The sequence below is a fragment of the uncultured Aquimarina sp. genome (assembly GCF_947492405.1).
Classification (GTDB): domain Bacteria; phylum Bacteroidota; class Bacteroidia; order Flavobacteriales; family Flavobacteriaceae; genus Aquimarina.
Window position 1 is genome coordinate 18,414 of sequence record NZ_CANLMP010000011.1, and the last position, 17,735, is coordinate 36,148.

General features: G+C 32.0%; 14 protein-coding genes. 8 read left to right on the forward strand and 6 right to left on the reverse strand.

From position 1 onward, the window contains the following. Positions 1-311: 311 nt before the first annotated feature. The 6 genes from Q0829_RS26355 (at position 312) to Q0829_RS26380 (ending at position 7,701) form a co-directional block, all read left to right on the forward strand. Positions 312-1,937 (forward strand): ATP-binding cassette domain-containing protein, encoded by a 1,626-nt coding sequence (locus tag Q0829_RS26355; RefSeq protein ID WP_298548836.1) that lies wholly within the window; start codon positions 312-314, stop codon positions 1,935-1,937. Between the two features lie 125 nt (positions 1,938-2,062). Further along, positions 2,063-2,593 carry an RNA polymerase sigma-70 factor gene (locus Q0829_RS26360; RefSeq protein ID WP_298549022.1) on the forward strand — a complete coding sequence of 177 codons (531 nt, stop codon included), beginning with the start codon at positions 2,063-2,065 and terminating at the stop codon, positions 2,591-2,593. 66 nt (positions 2,594-2,659) lie between these two features. Further along, on the forward strand, positions 2,660-3,091 hold the full coding sequence (locus tag Q0829_RS26365) for a lipocalin family protein (protein WP_298548838.1): 432 nt from the start codon (positions 2,660-2,662) through the stop codon (positions 3,089-3,091). A gap of 143 nt (positions 3,092-3,234) precedes the next feature. Further along, on the forward strand, positions 3,235-4,215 hold the full coding sequence (locus Q0829_RS26370; protein WP_298548840.1) for a FecR family protein: 981 nt from the start codon (positions 3,235-3,237) through the stop codon (positions 4,213-4,215). Positions 4,216-4,264: 49 nt separating this feature from the next. Then, positions 4,265-6,844, forward strand: coding sequence for a TonB-dependent receptor (locus Q0829_RS26375; protein WP_298548842.1), 2,580 nt, complete (start codon positions 4,265-4,267; stop codon positions 6,842-6,844). Between the two features lie 2 nt (positions 6,845-6,846). Further along, a complete protein-coding gene (locus tag Q0829_RS26380) occupies positions 6,847-7,701 on the forward strand; it encodes a DUF4249 family protein (protein ID WP_298548844.1) in 855 nt (284 codons plus the stop codon). On the opposite strand, the gene Q0829_RS26385 is transcribed toward Q0829_RS26380, so the two are convergent. After that, complete coding sequence (locus Q0829_RS26385; protein WP_298548846.1) at positions 7,698-8,306, reverse strand: TetR/AcrR family transcriptional regulator; 609 nt, start codon at positions 8,304-8,306, stop codon at positions 7,698-7,700. The genes Q0829_RS26380 and Q0829_RS26385 overlap by 4 nt on opposite strands. A gap of 86 nt (positions 8,307-8,392) precedes the next feature. Between Q0829_RS26385 and Q0829_RS26390 the strand changes: the two genes are divergently transcribed. Next, positions 8,393-10,246, forward strand: coding sequence for a fatty acid desaturase (locus Q0829_RS26390; RefSeq protein WP_298548850.1), 1,854 nt, complete (start codon positions 8,393-8,395; stop codon positions 10,244-10,246). Then, positions 10,243-11,802, forward strand: coding sequence for a GMC oxidoreductase (locus Q0829_RS26395; RefSeq protein WP_298548851.1), 1,560 nt, complete (start codon positions 10,243-10,245; stop codon positions 11,800-11,802). The genes Q0829_RS26390 and Q0829_RS26395 overlap by 4 nt, the downstream gene beginning before the upstream one ends. Here Q0829_RS26395 and Q0829_RS26400 read toward each other — a convergent pair. From Q0829_RS26400 to pheT, 5 genes are all read right to left on the reverse strand, one after another. Further along, positions 11,799-12,005, reverse strand: coding sequence for a hypothetical protein (locus Q0829_RS26400; protein WP_298548853.1), 207 nt, complete (start codon positions 12,003-12,005; stop codon positions 11,799-11,801). The two genes, Q0829_RS26395 and Q0829_RS26400, sit on opposite strands and share 4 nt — an antisense overlap. Positions 12,006-12,011: 6 nt before the next feature. Beyond that, positions 12,012-12,239, reverse strand: coding sequence for a DUF2007 domain-containing protein (locus tag Q0829_RS26405; protein WP_298548854.1), 228 nt, complete (start codon positions 12,237-12,239; stop codon positions 12,012-12,014). A gap of 9 nt (positions 12,240-12,248) precedes the next feature. Beyond that, entirely contained in the window at positions 12,249-12,968 is a 720-nt protein-coding gene (locus Q0829_RS26410; RefSeq protein ID WP_298548855.1) for a hypothetical protein, read from the reverse strand. 154 nt (positions 12,969-13,122) lie between these two features. Continuing rightward, positions 13,123-14,892 (reverse strand): serine hydrolase, encoded by a 1,770-nt coding sequence (locus Q0829_RS26415; RefSeq protein ID WP_298548857.1) that lies wholly within the window; start codon positions 14,890-14,892, stop codon positions 13,123-13,125. 190 nt (positions 14,893-15,082) lie between these two features. Continuing rightward, complete coding sequence (pheT, locus tag Q0829_RS26420) at positions 15,083-17,509, reverse strand: phenylalanine--tRNA ligase subunit beta (RefSeq protein ID WP_298548859.1); 2,427 nt, start codon at positions 17,507-17,509, stop codon at positions 15,083-15,085. Positions 17,510-17,735 lie beyond the last annotated feature (226 nt).

Below are 17,735 nucleotides of genomic sequence, written 5' to 3' on the forward strand. Positions count from 1 at the left end.
ATCACAACTATACAAACAAAAACTTACTATAGAGATATAAACAAAATATTTAATCCTAATGAAATACATTTTGGGCGCTATTATTTATACTGACAAACATTCAAAAATAAATGGAATGACCTCTACAGCTTGTTAAGAATACGTTAATTGTGTTATTATTAGACAATGTATAAGCAAGTTCACAACTTTATGGAGTTTAGAATTGGCATTCTAAACATTTGCGGATTATTAGATTCAATTTAAAATACTACTATATTCTTTCAGGTTTTGAATCCATTTTTCTACTTTTGCCGAAAATACAATTTATTACTATGTTATCAGTTTCTAATCTTTCAGTTCAATTCGGTAAGCGCATTTTGTTTGATGAAGTGAATACTACCTTTTCACAAGGTAATTGTTATGGTATTATCGGAGCAAACGGAGCAGGAAAATCTACATTTTTAAAGATCCTTTCTGGAGTTTCTGAACCAACTTCAGGTCATGTGCATTTGGAGCCTGGAAAACGCATGTCTGTTTTGGAACAAAATCATTATGCGTATGATGAGTATACTGTTTTAGAAACAGTGATCATGGGAAATAAGGATTTGTATAAAATCAAAACAGAAATTGATGCTTTGTATACGGATTATACAGACGAAAACGCAGAAAAAATAGGAGAGCTTCAGGTACAGTTTGAAGAAATGAATGGATGGAATGCGGATAGTGATGCCGCTACCATGCTTTCTAATTTAGGTATTAAAGAAGATTTGCATTATACCAGTATGGCAGATCTTGATACAAAACAACGTGTACGTGTATTGTTAGCGCAATGTTTATTTGGTACTCCAGATGTATTGATAATGGATGAGCCAACAAATGACCTGGATTATGAAACAATTTCCTGGTTAGAACATTTTCTTGCTAATTATGATAATACAGTAATTGTAGTTTCTCACGACCGTCACTTTTTAGACTCTGTTTGTACGCATATTTCAGATATTGATTTTGGAAAAATTAATAATTATAGTGGAAACTACACATTTTGGTATGAATCTTCTCAGCTAGCAGCAAGACAAAGAGCGCAGCAGAACAAAAAAGCAGAAGAGAAAAAGAAAGAATTACAAGAATTTATCGCTCGTTTTAGTGCAAACGTGGCAAAGTCAAAACAAGCTACTTCTCGTAAAAAGATGATAGAGAAACTTAATATCGAAGATATAAAACCATCGAGTCGTCGATATCCTGCTATCATTTTTGAAAGAGATAGAGAAGCAGGAGATCAGATTCTTAATGTAGATGGATTAGCCGCAAGTATAGAAGGAGAAACACTGTTTAAAAGTGTAGATATTAATTTGGCAAAAGGAGATAAAGTTGTAGTGTTTTCAAAAGATTCTAGAGCTACTACTGCTTTTTACCAGATTCTTAATGAAAAACAAAAAGCAGATACTGGAAAATTTGCTTGGGGTATTACAACTACTCAGTCTTATCTGCCAGCAGATAACAGTGAGTATTTTCAGAATGATTTGACCTTAGTTGATTGGTTACGTCAATGGGCAACTACCGAAGAAGAACGAGAAGAAGTATTTATTAGAGGTTTTCTGGGTAAAATGATCTTTAGTGGAGAAGAAGCTTTAAAAAAATCAAACGTATTGTCAGGAGGAGAAAAAGTACGTTGTATGTTGTCTAAAATGATGATGACCAGAGCAAACGTACTAATGTTAGATGAACCAACAAACCACTTAGATCTGGAATCCATTACCGCATTTAATAATTCTTTGAAGAATTTTAAAGGAACCATTCTTTTTACAACCCATGATCACGAATTTGCACAGACTGTTGCCAACCGTGTTATCGAATTAACACCAAATGGAGTGATTGATCGTTATACGACTTTTGATGAGTATATGAGTGATGGTAAGATCAAAGAATTACGCGAGAAAATGTATGCAGTTAATGTGTAAGAGTTTTTTTTATGTAACATTCATATTAGTTTACCGTTTTTAATTTTATAATCTTATCTTAGATTAATATCTAACAACTAAAGTGAATTTGTTACACTCTGAAGGATCAACTAACCATACAGGAAATTACAAGCGGTAATACAAAATTTTTTGAGTCGGTATTCAAGGAATATTTCAAGCCACTGACTCTTTATGCAAGTAGTTATGTTAATGATGTAGATATAGCTAAGGATATAACTCAAGATGTTTTTATAAAGCTTTATGAGAAACGTCAAATTTTACAAATTCACACTTCATTAAAATCATATCTGTATACATCAGTAAGAAATCGTTGCCTTGATCATATCAAACTACATAAAATAAGAGAGTTACATAAAATTCAAATATATAATAGTATTTCTGAAAATGTAGAAGAGGAATCTACAGAGGTAATGCAGTCAGAATTACAGGCTAAAATAAATGTAGCGATCGCATCTCTTCCTGATCGCAATAGAGAAATATTTAGATTAAATCGCATTGATGGATTAACCAATCAAGAGATAGCTGATGAGCTAAATTTAAGTAAAAGAACTGTGGAGACCCATATTTCTAATGCTTTAAAAAAAATAAAAGAGATGATTTTATTATTGATATCCGTTTTTTCCATTTTTTTTTAAATATGATACGTGTACTAGTATTTCTATTCGTCATACAGGTATAAAACAAAATAAATTTAAAAAAATATGAAAAATCTTTTTGTAAGTACCCTAGTTGTTTTCTTAGTAATTTTTTCATCCTGTTCATCAGATGATGATACTAGTGATCCTGTGGTTGTATCAGACCCTATTATCGGAACCTGGAAAATTACCAAATCAACAATTAATGGAATAGATCAATCCTTAAATGCGTGTGCTCTGAATAGTACTTGGGCTTTTTTAGAGGATGGAACATTAGTTATGACTATATTCGAAAGCAATGGAGTATGTGTCGCTGACAGAGTTAATACAAGATGGAAAAAGTTATCAGATTCAATGTATACAACAAATGCAATTACTGATGGTATTATGGAAGACGATGTTTTTCTTAATTATTCAGTCAGCTTTATGGATACTAAAGCAGTTTTTACCGGTAATAACTTCGACATTATGTCAGTTGATGAATATGTAAAACAATAAATTAACTATATTTAATCCTGTTTACGTATTGAATGTTCTAATGCGTAAACGGGGTTTTATAAGAGGAAGTTGTTTTCTAAAAGAATAATATGAATACATTATCCTAAATTATTTGCTAATTTTGGACTTCAAGAATAGTTTTTATGGATCAAAAATCAAAAGATCATATTACGCATAGTATCATTCTTTATCTTCAGAATGAGGCCGATCCTGAAGAGAGACAGCTTATTGATGATTGGATTCAGGAATCAACATCCAACAAGAAATACTTTGAAGAATATAAAACTATTTGGGAAAGTTCTAAGAACAAAAGTGTTTTTGAAGAAATTGATATAAATAAAGAGTGGGATACCTTTAAAAAAGAAACAGGCATAAAGGATGCTAAAAAAGGTTTTTCAAAAAATCAATGGTTTAAAATAGCAGCATCTTTAGTGATTCTTTTGGGGACGGGGTTCTATGCTAATTTAATATTTAATAGTGAGGTTCATATAATTGCCGAACTGGGGAAAGAAAATAAATTCATACTACCAGATAACTCTATGGTATGGCTTAATGAAGGAAGTGAGTTACTTTATAAAAAAGATTTTAAAGGAAAAGTACGGCAGGTAGAACTCATTGGAGAAGGTTTTTTTGAAGTAAGAAAAAATATAAACAAACCTTTTATTGTAAAAGCGCAACATACAGAAACAAAGGTTTTGGGTACCTCTTTCAATATAAAATCATTGAAAGAACAACAGCAAATAGAAGTTGTTTTAGTAACCGGTAAAGTAGAGTTTTCATCAAGAAATCAGAAAATAATATTATTACCTGGTGATAAAGTGATAACTTTATCTAATGGTGAGATTGTCAAAAATAAAAATCAGGATGTTAATTTTGATTCTTGGAAAACAGGTGTTTTAAATTTTGAAAAAGATCTATTATCCCAGGTGTTTTATGATATCGGAAAGTTTTATGATAAGGAAATTCAAATAGAAAATGCACAGCTTTTAGATTGTACTTTGACAAATAATTTTAATAACGAATCGTTTGAAGAAGTTCTAGAAACCTTGAAAATTGTATTTGATATTACTATAGAATCGATAAATTCAAATAGCGTCATTATTAAAGGTGGAAGTTGTAGGTAATTTATAGAATCTAATAACAATTATAATACTTGTCCGGATAAACTAAACTGTGAGATTAAGAATTATTTATTTAGTATTGATAGCGTTTTTCGTAAATCAATGGAATGGTTATTCTCAGGAAACAGTTCTTGAAAAGAAAATTAATATTCATCAAGAAAAGATTTCGATAAAATCGGTTTTTTCAATTCTAGAAAATAAACTTAAAATTCAGATAGGGTATTCTGATGATGCTGTTGATGCTTCCAGAATAGTTTCTGTAAAATTAGTGAATACTTCTCTTAGAGAAGTATTAAGAACTCTTTTTCCTTCTAACCTTTATAAGTTTAAAACCTTAAATCAAAAAATCCTTATTTATAAAAGACGTCCTAAATACACTATCAGTGGATATGTATCAGAGCAAATAAGTTCAGAATATTTGTCAAACACTTCTATTTATATTCCTCAATTAAAGACAGGAACAATTACTAATGATTATGGGTTTTATTCAATTACTATAGAGGAAGGTAGTTATAGTGTTTTAGTATCTTTTGAAGGTTATAAGAATATAACAAAAGAAATTGTACTTAAAGATGATATGGTAATAAATTTCGAATTAGAAATTGAAACACAATTTTTAGATGAAGTTATTATAACATCTAATAATGTAGCAGAAAAGATCAACAGTACTCAGATGAGTACAGAAAGATTTAATCCGGCTGTTTTTGAGGATGTGCCCATGATTCTTGGAGAAAAGGACGCACTTAAAACACTTCAATTACTGCCAGGAGTTCAATCGGGGAATGAAGGATTTGCCGGTTTTTATGTAAGAGGAGGAGCGCCTGATCAAAATCTTATAGTATTGGATGAAGCCATTGTATATAATTCTAATCACTTGTTTGGTTTCTTTTCAGTATTCAATGGAGACGCAATTAAATCTGCAGAAATTTATAAAGGAGGATTTCCTGCCAGATTTGGAGGTAGATTATCATCTGTTGTTAAAATGGATACCAAGAACGGGAATAAAGAAAAAATTAAAGGTAAGGTTAATATAGGGTTGATATCTTCAACCTTACTTTTAGAAGGGCCAGTAAAACAGGGAAAATCTTCATTTATGGTTAGTGGACGAAGAACGTATTTGGATTTAATTGTCAGGCCATTTCAAACAGATAGAGTAACTTATTATTTTACAGATGTAAATGCTAAATATCATCATGTCTTTAGTGATAAAGACAAATTATACTGGAGTACATATTTTGGACAAGATAAGTTTGTAGAAGAGGATGATAACATTGATCAAAGAATTATATGGAATAATTTGACATCTACTCTTCGGTGGAATCATGAATTTAGTAATAAACTATTTTCTAATACTTCTTTAATCTTTAGTAATTATAAATTTATCGTTAGTAAAAAAGATAATCCAGCTGCTACTTTTTTTGAGACCTCTTCAGGTATAAATGATTATGGCATTAAATTCGATCTCGATTATTATCCTATTCCAGAACATAAAATTAAGTTAGGTTTAGTCTCTACATTCCATGATTTTACTCCAAGAAAAACAAATGCAGAAAACCCAAATGATGGAGTGACCAGTGAACAAAAAATAGAAACATTAGAAAGTGGGTTGTATGTTGAAGATGATTGGAAGGTCAGTGAACGTCTAAGCTTATATCCAGGATTAAGAATTAGTCATTTTAAGCATAGGTCTTCTACAAGTCTTAAACCAGAAGTTAGATTTTCTGCAGCATACCGAATGAGATCATCACTTACATTTAAAGCTTCTTATGCTAAAATGAATCAGTATATACATAGATTATCTAATACAGGATTAGGACTGCCCACTGATTTGTGGATATCCTCAACGGATAGACTAAAACCTCAGATTTCTGAACAAGTTGCATTAGGGTTAGTGAAAAATTTCGATAATAATAAGTATACATTGACAATAGAAGGATACTATAAAAAAATGAATAATATAATCTCCTTTAAAGAAGGTGTTTCTTTTTTAAGAGGCAGTGGTTTGGAGGGTGTGGATGAATCGATAAGAAATGTAGATTTTGTTAATGGGATAACTTCTGGTCAAGGATGGGCATATGGTTCTGAGTTTTTATTGAGAAAAAAAGCAGGAAAGTTAACAGGATGGCTAGGGTATACATTATCCTGGTCTCAAAGACAATTTGATCTATTAAATAATGGGAATAAGTTTAATGACCAATTTGATCGTAGACATGATATTTCAATTGTTGGTATTTATAAACCTAATAAAAAATGTACATTATCGGCTAGCTGGACATTTTCATCAGGAGCTAATTATAATGTTAAAAATATTACTGGAGTAAATCCTGAAAATGATTTCCCTATAGATTCTGGTCAATTCTTTAATCAAGATGATATTCTTTTTAATATTGAAAAAAATAACTTTAGGGGAGAAAGTTTTCATAAGTTGGATTTAGGAATACAATTTCATAAAGTAACAAAACGTAACCGGGAGAGAACCTGGGGCTTTTCTATGTATAATGCATACGGTAGAAAAAACCCTTTTTATTATGAAATTTCGTCTAGGCAATCAGATGAAGAAAGTCGATTCGTATTGTCTAAAAGACATTTTTTTCAGTTCGTTCCTTCATTTAACTATACTTTAAAATTTTAAATATGAGATTGTTTTATATTGTAATGATAAGTTATGCTTTCTTAGGCTGTGATAGTTTTAAAGAAGAGGTAGATGCAATACCTAACAGAGTTGGTGAATTAGTTTTGATACAAGGTTTTTTGTCACCAGAAGGTTCAATCATTAGAGTTAGAGTTTCTAAAGCGGTGTCTTATTTCGAACAACCGATTCTTTTAGATGATCAGCGAGAAGATATACGAGAACTTCTTACTATCCGAGAGGCAACGGTAACCATTATCGATGAAGATCAGAATGAAATTGATTTAGAATATTCAGAAGATAGTTTTGCGTATGAGGTGTTGGCTACTGAATACCCTATTGTACCGGGTAAAAAGTATAGGTTGATTGTAAAAACTGAAGAAAAAGAGTTTTTGGCAGAATGTACAATACCTATGAAAATTATTGAGGATATAATAGTAGATACAACACTTTTAGATAGTGATTTTTTTACTGGAAGTCTTAATTTGGAGTTTGAGGATATTATAGGAGAGCCTAATTTCTATATTGTAGGAGCAAAATACCTTCGTTTAAGTGATAATAGATCTTTTAACTCAGATTTTAGAGAGGAACGTTTTATTTCTGATGTAAACGAAGATGGGGTATCGCTTTTTGCAAAAGGAAGTATTTCGGGATTAGATGGACCTATAGAAGTAATAGCGCAGGTAGCAAATACTGATGAAAATATTTATAAGTTATTAAGAGCAGTTTTTGTTAATAATTCAGATCAGGATGAGAATCCATTTTTTGAACCAATTATTCCCCCTAATAACATAGAAGGAGAAGGTGGCTATGGTGTTTTTGGAGGTTTTAGACTTTATGAAAAGCAAGTAGAATTTTAGTGATGTTTTATAACGAGTCCTTCAAACTTAATATACATATATTCCCGAATGGCAGATTCTAATGTTTGCTGATTGTTATCAAAAAAAGTGTGATCCGTGATGAGTTGCATAATGAAATACTCATCTAACTTGATTAATAATTCGGGAGATACTGATTTGAACATATTGTTTTCGATCCCGAAAACGTAAAAATCTTTGAGGTCTTTTAACAAGCCTTGTAGAAACCTTTCAACGATGCTCCACGCTACAGGATAGTGAATTTGTAATTGTTTTAGATAGAAAGGAGAAATGTCTTTGACACCTTCGGCCAGAATTTTGGCCAATGCTTCATATTGATAATTTAACCCGGATAATTCTCCAGATATTTCGTTTTTGTACGCTTTAAGATAATCAACTCTTACCTGCGTTATATATTCAAAAATCTCTTCTTTAGTTACAAAGTATTGATAAATGGTAGATTTGCTCTTATTCATTAACCGAGCCAGATCATCCATAGTTAGATCTCCAAGTTCTGTAGTTCTCAATTTAGAAAGTAGGGCTTGTGTCCATTGCTCCACTTTTTTGTTTTTGTCTTTTCGCTCTCTACTGATAGATTTTCTTCCCATACTTGGTAATTTACTAAAATCGAACTATATTTGATAAAATAGTTCGAAATAATACATATCTTTTTTCAAACATAACCATTTGACTCGTGAAAAATCAAGCAGTTTGGCAAAAATATTCAGGAAAAGTGGCTTGGCCCACTATACTACTATTTGTGTTTTTATGTATTGGATACATATTATTATGGGAGTTTTATTCAAAAGGATTCTCAGGAATATGGACTTCGCTCATTGGTGCTGCATTAGCGTATGGTATGTTTACAATTGCTCATGAAGCTAGTCATGGAAACATTTCTGGAGGAGTAAGGCAGCTTCTGATAGTAGAACGCATTTTAGGATGGTTATCAAGTTTTTTTCTTTTGTTTCCTTTCTCCGCATTTGTAGTTATTCATCTTAGACATCATGCGCATACGAATGACCCAGTTAATGATCCTGATCATTATGTGAATGGTAGTAATCCTTTATCTATATTTTTCAGGTGTGTAACACTGATTGGTCATTATTTTGGGTTAACCTTAGGATCTCATAGTAAAAAGAATACTGCAATGAAGTCCATTAGAAACCAATCCATTGTCTTTTTATTTATTTTGATATCTATTCTAAGTACTGTAATAGCATCAGGATATGGAGATGCTTTGTTCTTTGTATTTATATTATCTGCACTTATAGCGGCACCGATTCTAGCTTTTTCTTTTGATTGGTTACCGCATTACCCACATAATAACTTAAGTAAATATCATAATACTCGTGTAGTAACTATTCCTGGACTAGAATTTTTATCCTTATACCAAAGTTACCATCTTATACATCACTTGTATCCCAGAGTTCCATTTTATAAATACCGTAGTTGTTTTTTAGATATAGAATCTGAACTTTTTGAAAAACAATCACCTATTGAAGGGTTTAGAAACCAAGATCTTAAGTTGTTCGATAAGCAAAATACATATGCTGATATAAAATCTGGTAAGACTTGGAGCTATATTCTCGAAGTAGAAAACGTTTTTCAGGAAACATTAGATGCGGTTAAGATTGTTTTTAAAAATTTAGAAGGCAATCGTTTTTTATTTAAACCTGGCCAGTATGTTGTGGTTGCGGACTATGTAGCTGATAGTTTGGTAAGTAGGTGTTATTCCATTTGTGAAGACCCCATAACGGGAAAACTTGGAATTGTTGTAAAAAGTGTCCAAGGAGGTAAACTATCTGGTCATTTAGTGACAAGACTCAAAGAAAAAGACACATTACGAGTTTCTGGTCCTTTCGGAAAATTTATATTACCTAATACTATTGACAAACCCTTTCTTTTTATTGCTGGTGGAAGTGGTATTACTCCCATACTTTCTATGATTAAGTTTGTTCTTAGAACTTCTGATAAAAATGTTACATTATTATACGGATGTAGGAGTAAAGCAAACGTGATTTTTTCTAACGAACTGACGGAGCTTGCTAATATGTATCCTAAACGATTTACGTATCTATTAAGTTTTGAAATTTTAGATGTAGATCGACAATATCATTCTATAAAGGAAATTAATAGAGATACTTATTGTTATATCTGTGGTCCATTACCTATGATGGAAGCTTCTAAAATAGTATTAAATAAGATAGGTGTTCCTGATAATTTAGTTAGAACGGAGGAATTTTCTAGAGAATCAAAAAAACTTACAGGTATTGAACATCAAGTAGCGATAAAAATAAATAACACAAAATTTTCTTATACGGTTGATACTTCTGAAACAATATTGGAAGCAGTTTTGAAAACAGATAATAAAATTCCGCATGCATGTATGATGGGAGATTGCGGTACCTGTAAAGCAAAACTTATCGATGGAGATGTTATCTGGAGTTCTAAAGAGGATATAGTTCTTCTGGATAATGAAATAGATCAGGGATATGTTTTAACTTGTATGTGTTCACCAAAAACCAATATAACTATAGAAATATGAAAATTGAATCAACATATGATTACGTAATTATTGGCAGTGGTTTTGGAGGATCCGTAAGTGCGCTACGTCTTTCAGAAAAAGGATATAAAGTTTTAGTCATTGAAAAAGGGAAATGGTATAAACCCAAGGATTTTCCTAAATCAAACTGGAATCTCAGGAAATGGCTTTGGGTTCCTTTTTTTAGGTGGTTTGGCATTATGAAGATGTCCTTTTTTAAGCATGTAGTCGTAATTTCTGGAACTGGAGTAGGTGGAGGTTCTCTAGTATATGCAAATACACTTCCTGTTCCGAAAACAGAATTTTTTACCTCCGGTAGTTGGAAAAATCTGGCTGATTGGCAATCAGAATTAGCACCATTTTATACAACTGCATTGAAAATGTTAGGAGCTCAGAAAAATCCTCAACTTTTTGATGGAGATAAAGCACTACGGGAGTTAGCGGACGGAATGAATATAAAAGATGATTTTTCTGCTACCGATGTTGCCGTGTTTTTCGGAACTCCTAATAAAACAGTTCCAGACCCTTATTTTGATGGAAAAGGTCCTGACCGAACAGGGTGTAATTATTGTGGAGGTTGTATGACAGGGTGCAGGATTGGAGCAAAAAACACATTGGATAAAAATTATTTATATCTGGCCCAACAACTTGGAGCTGATGTTCTGGCAGAAAATGAGGTTTTTGATGTAGTGCCTTCTTCAGAAGGGTATGAAGTAAAATTTAGATCATCAACACAGTTTTTTAAGTCAAAAAAAACCGTAAAAGCAAAAGGGATCGTTTTTTCCGGAGGTGTTTTAGGGACAGTAAAATTATTACTTAAGTTAAAACAAAAATCGCTCCCAAGATTGTCCAATCGTTTAGGATCTGATATCAGAACGAATAATGAAAGTTTGATTAGTGTTACAAACTTGGATGGTAAAAAAGATATGTCAAAAGGTGTTGCCATAGGTTCTATTTTGAATACTGATAATAATAGTCATCTAGAGATTGTACGATATGCCAAGGGTTCTGGATTTTGGAGATTATCACATTTACCATTAACCTATGGGAAAAACACAATAGTTCGGATCACAAAAATGATTACTAGTTTTATTAAACACCCATTACCATACCTGAAATTGTATACAACAAAAGATTGGGGTAAAAGCACCGCTATCCTTTTATTTATGCAAACATTAGATAGTACGTTAAAGTTCAAAATAAACTCTTTTGGACTTATGAATACTAAGGTTTCAGGCGGTAAAAAACCAAGTGCTTTTATACCACAATCTATCAGTTTAGCAAAAAAATATGCAGAATTGACAGGAGGAAAAGAAACTGTTTTTGGCTTAGAACCACTAGCAGGAATTCCTTCTACAGCTCACATTTTAGGGGGTGCTGTAATGGCAGCTAATATAGAAGAAGGAGTGATTGATAAAAACAATATGGTATTTGGATATAAAAATATGTATATCTGTGACGGATCTATGATATCCGCCAATCCAGGAGTGAATCCATCATTGTCTATCACAGCTATAACCGAAAGAGCAATGGATAATATACCCGATAAAAACCTTTAATTTTTGTTAGAATCTTGATTCTGAAAATGCCTATAGATTAAAAAACCACCATAGGCAATAAATAAAATTGTAAGAATAGCTCTGTAATCCCACGCAGCTTCTGTACGAGTTCGTTGGTATAGTCTAAAACTTCCAAATAGGACTAGGGCGATACCAATCATAAAATCCCATTTCTTTCTAGGTAATTGATCTTCTTCTTCCATACTAAATTATGATAAGCTCTTTTCTATGATGGGAATTGCTTCTTCAATATCTGACTTTTTTACAAAAAGCTGAATGTGATCTGGGATTCCACCACCAAAACCAGCTGCCATACCTGATTTCATATCATCTCTGGTTATAGAATTGATGCCACTATCCTGAAGCAGATTTTGTAAAAATTGGATATTAATCAGGCTACCGGTATATACTCTTTCGTATTCACTTTCAGGAAACATATATTATTATTAAGCGTTAAAATATTTACTATCCCAGATAGCAGTATTAAAGTTTTTACCTAAAGCAAACCCATAGAACAACACAACTGCAGCTACAGATTTAAACATAAAAAGAAATATCATTATAAATTCTGAGGTATTACTTTCTTTACTAAACAATCCTTGCGGGACCATAAAGGTAATTAAAAGACTCACTAAAAAGGTGAGAATTAATAAGTTTTCAAAACTCTTAAAAAACCACATCATCAATTTACGAAATGGATGGAGATCATCCCCCCATTTATGAATTAAATAATAGTAGTCATTTCCCATTGGAGCAAAAAGTAAAGGATCATCTGCATTAGCCAGCTTAAATAGTTTGGATGGAGCAATAATCTTAAAGCCTTTTAATTCTATTTCATGGATTTTCTCTAGATCTTTAATTTTTGATACCGCTTCCTGAGGAAGTTTTCCTTTAAAGTATTTAGAATCTAAAAAACGTAATCTGTAGTCTATACAGATCTTTTTGATTTGATCAATATGATAAATATTAGCGCTTTTTAAGTGTTCAAAAACGAAATCATTGCCCACCACAGACGCACCGTTTTCCAATGTGTTAATAATACGATCATTCCTTTTATTTTCTTCTTTAAAAATAGCCTGAACTTGTAATTCCCAACGCATCGGATCAAATTGTTTATCACGTAATTGAATAAGCTTTTTTTCGATATTGGTCTTAGGGATCATCATTTTTCTTTCTTTAGCATCACTAAATTAAGTATTTACGATCGGTATTACAAGATTTATATGTTTTTAACAACTGTTGAATATGAACAAGTTGCATGTGTTTTTTGTCTTGTTTATCCCGTTTATTCAGTATTTGTTTAAAAAGAGTTATTGTTTTTTAACTCTTTGGTAAAAGCTCATTATAAGGAATGTAATTTTGCCACTTCCAAGGAGTGTATTTATCTCCTAATGCAACCTCTAGTAATTCCTTAAAAATACTTTCTCCATTATCACTATTCGTCATAATCATGATTCCTTTTTCCGCCTCAGGAAATATAATAGAGTAGTGCTGAAAACCATCGCCGTGACCTTCTTTAAAAGCTCCAATTCCATAAGGAGATTTTAATATTCCCCATCCTAATCCATAACTAAGCTGAATATTATCATTAAACGATCCTTCTTTATGAGATAATGGACCAAATTGTGCTAATGTTCTGATTCTTATTTGTGGCTTGGAAACTTCTTTCCAGGAATTTTCAGAAATTATCTTATTTTGCAAAACAGCTGTGATAAATTTAGTGTAATCTCCAGAAGTCGTCTCCAGAGTGCCACCACCTCTAGGCTCATTATCTTTATCCTTTTTAAAAAGTTTTCCTTCGGTGGTATGACCATGAGCAAAATCATTTTCAAATGTTTTATTCCACTGATAACTCGAGTGATTCATGGCTAATGGTTTAAATAATTTTTCCTGTGCGATTTCTTCAAGTCCTTTACCTAATAATTTTTCAAGAATCACTTGCAGATATATAAAACCTTCTCCAGAATAGCTATAGCGACTACCTGGTTCAAAATGAACTCTTAATTTTTGATCAGCTTCATACCATCTATAGTTATGAAAGCCTGTAGTGTGTGCTAGGCACATTCGAGCGGTTATTTTGTGGTATAATGAATCCGTTTTTAGAGCAGAAAAATCATCGTGCCATCTGGTTTTTGGTTCGTATTCATATATTTTTTTAGGCAGATAAGATTCTAATGGAGTATCCAGATCAATAACTCCTTCTTCTACTAATTTCATTACCAGAACAGAAAAAACTGCTTTACTGAAAGATGCTCCATAGAAGTTTGTAGAGTCAGTTAATAGGGTTTTTTGTTTATAGTTTTTGTATCCAAATTCTTTCTTGTAAATAGCTTTATTCTTATTAAAAACAGTAACGGCAATACCATGTACATTTGCCTCAGTAACTAATCGTTCTATTTTTGATGTTAAAGAATCTTTGGTGATGGTGGAGTTGTCCAATCTAATAATATGTTCTGATGCGTTATTGGAACAACTAATACAGCTAAGCGAAATTATTGTAATAAGAACGCCTATATGCTTAGCGATTTTGTTTTTCCTTAGAAAAGGAATGGATAAAGGGTAATAACATTTTTTGGAGTTTAGTACAGAAATAATGTTTATCATCATAACAATAATACTATATGGAATAACAGCTATGAAAAGAAAAAAACCAAGACCCGGTAATGTTACTAACGCGATAAATGAAAGAATAAATAAAATCGTCATGGTGATTTGAAAATTGATAATCAACCTCCCATGACTATCATAGATTTTATTATCCTCTCTTTTATGTATCCAAAGAAATATTGGTAACAAAATATTACATAGTGGTATTACGAATCCAAGTATAGGAGTAGCATGTAATAGCAATAACCATTTTTGTTGTATTGTTTCTTCTTTGGGGTTTTCTAACGGAAGAAGATCATCTACTTCGATATCTAATGCAGTAGCTAATAGTTTTACCGTTTGTAGATGTGGGTTTACTTCTCCTTTCTCTATGCGTTGGATGGTTCGTATACCAACGGTTGTTTTATCTGATAATTCTTCTTGTGTGTATCCTTTTAGTTTACGTTGATACAATAGATTTTTTGAAATTGATTGATGTTCCATGTTTTGTTTTTTTTATACAGGACAAAGCTATGGATAGCGCTCGGTCTTTGTTACGTCATTTAGGTGTCACCTATCTGTCATTTGTAATTTTTATAGGGGTTTCGAGGTTAAAGATATACTTTCTTTCATAAAAAATGCCTTTGAAAATTTCAAAGGCATTTTTAAAAGATTTATAGATGAGATCACTTTTTTATCGTAGTTCAGCTCCTAATTTGTTTTCAAAATTATACTGAAGCTTATTCATGATTTTATCAATTTGTTTATCTGTTAGTGTTTTATGATCATCTTGTAATGTAAAACTTACCGCGTACGATTTCTTACCTTCGGGTAAGTTTTTACCTTCGTATACATCAAATAAGTTGATGCTTTTTAATAATTGCTTTTCTGTTTGTTTTGCAATGGTATGAATTTCTTCAAAAGTAACAGTATTGTCTAATAGTAAAGCAAAATCTCTTCGTACTTCAGGAAACTTTGGAATGTCAGTGAATTTAATCTTAGTTCGTCTTGCAAATTCCAGTATAGTATCCCAATTAAAATCAGCATACAATACTTCTTGAGAAATAGAAAAATGTTTTAAGACAGATTTTCTAACGATTCCGAATTCTACCAACTTTGATTTACCTAAACTATAAGTAACACCTTCAGCAAAAAGATCATTCTTTATTGGAGATGTTTTAGATATTTTGATTCCCAAACGATTTAGTACGGTTTCTACAACACCCTTTAAATAAAAGAAATCACTAGTTTCCTTAGCTACTTTCCAGTTCTCTTTAGTCTTGCTTCCTGTAATTAATAAACTTAAATGTTTGTTTTCTATTCTCCCACTTTCGTAATTATGGTACGTTTTTCCAAATTCGAAAAAGGAAAGATCAGAACGTCTTCTATTAATGTTATAAGAAACAGCCTCTAAACCAGAAAACAATAAAGATTGTCGCATAACTGCTAAATCATTACTTAGTGGATTAAGCATTTCTACATTATTCTCTTCTTTTAATTGTTCCGATAATGAAATGTAATCAGGAGATGTTAATGAGTTAGCCAACATTTCATTAAAACCCTGTCCAACCAACTGATTAGAAATCGTATTTTGTACGTTATGATCGGAAAATTTATCAATATTCGAAATAGATGCGTTTAACTTCTGTGTAAATTGAATATTGTTATATCCATACACACGAAGAATTTCTTCAATTACGTCTGCTTCTCTTTGAACATCATTGCGATATGCAGGAATGGTTAATCCAAGACCACTTTCAGTTATATTATTTACCTTGATCTCTAAAGAACTCAAAATACTTTTAATTGTCTCCTGAGGAAGTTCTTCTCCGATTAATTTTGCAGTATTTTCAAAAGATAAAAACACTTGAAAATCCTCTGTTTTTTTAGGATAGAGATCCATAATATCGCTAGTAATATCTCCGCCAGCTAATTCTTGTATAAGCAAAGCTGCTCTTTTTAAAGCATATTCAGTGATATTAGGGTCAATACCTCTTTCGAATCTAAATGAAGCATCTGTATTTAGTCCGTGACGTTTTGCAGTCTTACGAATACTTACAGGATTAAAATATGCACTTTCTAAGAAAACAGAAGTAGTGTTTTCTGTAACTCCAGAGTTGATTCCTCCAAAAACACCTGCGATACAAAGTGGTTTTTTAGCATCACAAATCATTAAGTCTTCTTCGTGTAATTCTCGTTCTACCTCATCTAACGTAGTAAATTTAGTGCCTGATTTTAAGGTTTTTACTTCAATTTTATTTCCTTCGATATAATGAGCGTCAAATGCATGTAAAGGTTGCCCAAGTTCGTGTAAAACATAATTGGTAACATCTACTACATTGTTTTTTGGAGTAATTCCTATAGCTTTTAGTCGGTGCTGCAACCAAGAAGGAGATTCTGTTACTTTCAATCCAGAAATTGTAACACCGCAATATCTTGGTGCTAATTCAGGATTCATTACCTCTATATCGAATTTATGTAATCTATTTTCTACTTTAAAATTACTAACCGATGGGGTAATCAGTTCTAGGTTTAGATCTTTTTGTTGTAAACCAGCTTTTAGATCACGAGCAGTACCCCAATGACTCATAGCATCTGCTCGATTAGGAGTTAACCCTATTTCGAATACGTGATCATTTTCAATATCAAAAATATCAGCTGCAGGAGTACCTACGGCAATATCCTTATCAAGAACCATAATCCCATCATGACTTTTACCAAGCCCTAATTCATCTTCGGCACAGATCATTCCATGGCTTTCCTCTCCACGTATTTTACCTTTCTTAATTTTCCATTCCTCACCATTCTCATCATACAATTTTGTTCCAATAGTAGCAACAGGAACTTTTTGACCTTCAGCTACGTTAGGAGCACCACAAACTATTTGCACGGGCTCGCCATTGCCTAAATCTACTTTTGTAACCTTTAACTTATCTGCATTGCTATGCTGTGCGCAGCTAATTACTTGCCCAACAATTACGCCTTCTAAACCTCCTTTTACACTTTGATAGGTTTCGATTCCTTCTACTTCAAGCCCTAAATCAGTAAGTAACTCTCCTGCTTTTTCTGCCTCCCAATCTAGCTTTATAAATTGCTTTAGCCAGTTATATGAAATTTTCATTAATGATGATTCTGAAATTAGGGGGTAAAGATACTACTTTGGGTAAAGTTGACAAACAAGAACTTTAGGTTATATAGGTTATAAACTAAATTTCAATTATGTTTTTTGTTTTGTTATTATAAATAGTGTTCTTTCTTGTGATAAGAATTTAACTTGGATAATAAGCTGTTTGCCAATAATATTTTTTATTTTTGAAGTAAATGAAAATTAATAAAAACTGTCTATT

Bases quoted from the DNA above. Each gene is read 5' to 3' on its own strand.
- Q0829_RS26355 (WP_298548836.1), top strand. From the start codon at position 312: ATGTTATCAGTTTCTAATCTTTCAGTTCAATTCGGTAAGCGCATTTTG.
- Q0829_RS26365 (WP_298548838.1), top strand. From the start codon at position 2,660: ATGAAAAATCTTTTTGTAAGTACCCTAGTTGTTTTCTTAGTAATTTTT.
- Q0829_RS26370 (WP_298548840.1), top strand. From the start codon at position 3,235: ATGGATCAAAAATCAAAAGATCATATTACGCATAGTATCATTCTTTAT.
- Q0829_RS26380 (WP_298548844.1), top strand. From the start codon at position 6,847: ATGAGATTGTTTTATATTGTAATGATAAGTTATGCTTTCTTAGGCTGT.
- Q0829_RS26385 (WP_298548846.1), bottom strand. From the start codon at position 8,306: ATGGGAAGAAAATCTATCAGTAGAGAGCGAAAAGACAAAAACAAAAAA.
- Q0829_RS26395 (WP_298548851.1), top strand. From the start codon at position 10,243: ATGAAAATTGAATCAACATATGATTACGTAATTATTGGCAGTGGTTTT.
- Q0829_RS26400 (WP_298548853.1), bottom strand. From the start codon at position 12,005: ATGGAAGAAGAAGATCAATTACCTAGAAAGAAATGGGATTTTATGATT.
- Q0829_RS26405 (WP_298548854.1), bottom strand. From the start codon at position 12,239: ATGTTTCCTGAAAGTGAATACGAAAGAGTATATACCGGTAGCCTGATT.
- Q0829_RS26410 (WP_298548855.1), bottom strand. From the start codon at position 12,968: ATGATGATCCCTAAGACCAATATCGAAAAAAAGCTTATTCAATTACGT.
- Q0829_RS26415 (WP_298548857.1), bottom strand. From the start codon at position 14,892: ATGGAACATCAATCAATTTCAAAAAATCTATTGTATCAACGTAAACTA.
- pheT (WP_298548859.1), bottom strand. From the start codon at position 17,509: ATGAAAATTTCATATAACTGGCTAAAGCAATTTATAAAGCTAGATTGG.